The 2968-nt window shown below is 69.2% G+C and carries 1 protein-coding gene; it reads right to left on the reverse strand.

The window, feature by feature from the left end:
• Positions 1–455: 455 nt before the first annotated feature.
• A complete protein-coding gene (locus AB8Z75_RS32925) occupies positions 456–2801 on the reverse strand; it encodes a (Fe-S)-binding protein (RefSeq protein WP_369208484.1) in 2346 nt (781 codons plus the stop codon).
• Positions 2802–2968 lie beyond the last annotated feature (167 nt).

A 2968-nucleotide genomic window follows, 5' to 3' on the forward strand; every position in this document is an offset into this window, starting at 1 on the left:
GGCTAGGCCCGGCGCGCGGCGATGGGTATACCGCGACAGKGGTGGGAGGTGGGTGGCAGTCGTGCGGGAGGTGAGCGCGCGCGTCCGTGTCCGGGCCCGGGGGCCGGTCGTCCTCGGCCGGTCCGTCCTGGGCCCTGTGATCCGGGGCCTCGCGGTCCGCCACCTGGTGTTCCTCCTCGCGTTCCGGTCCGCTCCGCTCGTGAGCGCGCCCGCGCCCGCGCGTGCTGCCGCGTACCGCCGCGCCACGTGCGTGCGCGTTGAGGCGAGGCTAGGCCCGGCGCGCGGCGATGGGTATACCGCGACAGTGGTTTGGCTCGTGTGATGCGGTAACTGATCGCATTTGACCACGACGTGCCGGAAAACGCGCAATGGCCGGCCCCGTGGGAACGGGGCCGGCCATCGGTGACCGAGGAGGGCGCTGCGGGGGCCGGCTACGGCGCCCGCAGCGTCGCCGTCTACCTCGCGGGTTCCGGTTCGGGCTCCGGGTCGGGGTCGGCCGCGGTCTGACCGTCGTCGGCGGGCGGGTCGGTCGGCGGCGTCCTGACGGAGTCCAGCAGGAGCTGGGCGACGTCGACGACCTGGAGGTTCTCCTTGGCCTTGCCGCCCGTGGCGGAGCCGTCCTCGGCCGCGCCCTTCTTGCCGTTGACGGAGTCGGTGAGCATGACGAGGCAGAACGGGCAGGCCGTGGAGATGATGTCCGGGTTCAGGGACAGCGCCTCGTCCACGCGCTCGTTGTTGATGCGCTTGCCGATGCGCTCCTCCATCCACATGCGGGCGCCGCCGGCGCCGCAGCAGAAGCCGCGCTCCTTGTGCCGGTGCATCTCCTCGTTCCGCAGGCCCGGCACGCGTCCGATGATCTCGCGGGGCGGCGTGTAGACCTTGTTGTGGCGGCCCAGGTAGCACGGGTCGTGGTAGGTGATCAGCCCCTCGACGGGGGTGACCGGCACGAGCTTGCCCTCGTCGATGAGGTGCTGGAGCAGCTGGGTGTGGTGGATGACCTCGTAGTGGCCGCCCAGCTGCGGGTACTCCTTGGAGAGCGTGTTGAAGCAGTGCGGGCAGGTGGCGACGATCTTCTTCTTCGACGTCTCCACGGTGACGCCCTCGTCCCCCGCGGCGGAGCCGCTATCAGGCGCTGTCTCACCGAACGCGGCGTTGAGGTTGGCGACGTTCTCCTCGCCCAACTGCTGGAAGAGGAACTCGTTGCCCAGGCGGCGGGCGGAGTCGCCGGTGCACTTCTCGTCGCCGCCCATGATCGCGAACTTGACGCCCGCGAGGTGCAGCAGCTCGGCGAAGGCCTTGGTGGTCTTCTTGGCGCGGTCCTCCAGGGCGCCGGCGCAGCCGACCCAGTACAGGTACTCGACCTCGGTGAGGTCCTCGACCGTCTTGCCGACGATCGGCACCTCGAAGTCGACCTCCTTGGTCCACTCCAGGCGCTGCTTCTTGGCCAGGCCCCAGGGGTTGCCCTTCTTCTCCAGGTTCTTGAGCATCGTCCCGGCCTCGGAGGGGAACGCGGACTCGATCATCACCTGGTAGCGGCGCATGTCGACGATGTGGTCGACGTGCTCGATGTCGACGGGGCACTGCTCGACGCAGGCGCCGCAGGTGGTGCAGGACCACAGGACGTCGGGGTCGATGACGCCGTTCTCCTCGGCCGTGCCGACCAGCGGGCGCTCGGCCTCGTCGAGGGCGGAGCGCGGGACGCCGGCGAGCTGCTCGTCGGTGGCCTTCTCCTCGCCCTCCATCGTCTTGCCGCCGCCGGCCAGCAGGTAGGGGGCCTTGGCGTGCGCGTGGTCGCGCAGCGACATGATCAAAAGCTTCGGGGAGAGCGGCTTGCCGGTGTTCCAGGCGGGGCACTGCGACTGGCAGCGTCCGCACTCGGTGCAGGTGGAGAAGTCGAGGATGCCCTTCCAGGAGAAGTCCTCGACCTGGGAGGCGCCGAAGCGGACCTCCTCCTCGTTGTCGTCGTCCAGGGCGGTCTCGAAGTCGATCTCCTTGCCGCCGGACATCATCGGCTGGAGGGCGCCCAGGGCGGTGCCGCCCTGCGCGTCGCGCTTGAACCAGATGTTGAAGAAGGCCAGGAACCGGTGCCAGGCCACGCCCATGTTGGTGTTCAGGCTGACCGTGATCATCCAGATCATGGTGGTGCCGAGCTTGATCAGCGCCCACAGGTAGACGAGCGTCTGGAGGGTGCCCACGTCCAGCCCGTCGAACGCGGCGACCAGCGGGTACGAGACGAAGTACGCCGGCTCGTAGCCGTCCACGTGGTGCAGCGCGCCCTCCAGGCCGCGGAGCACGAGGATGGCCAGGCCGATGACGAAGATGACGTACTCGACGAAGTACGCCTGCCAGGCCTTCGAGCCGGCGAAGCGGGACTTGCGGCCCGCGCGGGAGGGCAGGCTCAGCAGCCGGATGACCATCAGGACGGCGATGCCCACGGTGGTCGCGGCGCCGATGAACTCGATGTACATCTCGTACGGCAGCCAGCCGCCGATGACCGGAAGCGTCCAGTCGGCCTGGAAGAGCTGGCCGTAGGCGTTGATGATGGTCGGCGGGAGGGTGAGGAAGCCGATCGCCACGAACCAGTGGGCGACGCCCACCACGCCCCACCTGTTCATCCTCGTGTGCCCGAGGAACTCCTTGACGAGGGTGGCCGTTCGCTGCTTGGGACTGTCCTTGCGCGTGCCCGCGGGGAGTGGCTGTCCGAGCTTCACGAAGCGGTAGATCTGCGCGACGGCGCGGGCGATGAGCGCAACGCCGACCGCGCTGAGGACCAGCGTGATGACGATGGCGGCGAGTTGCATATCGGCTCCTCGGAGCACGGAGGTTGTTTACTAAGCAGTAACTTATCCAGTCCGTATGAGACTACCCACTCGCCACGGCTTGCCGCACCGCGTGTCCCGGTGATTTGTGTCGCCCCGAGGGAGGGGGCCCGCGCCCCGGCTCCCACCCCGGCCGCGCCTCGTCCGCG

Origin of the sequence: Streptomyces sp. PU-14G, from assembly GCF_041028275.1 — a bacterium.
In the GTDB taxonomy this organism is placed as follows: domain Bacteria; phylum Actinomycetota; class Actinomycetes; order Streptomycetales; family Streptomycetaceae; genus Streptomyces.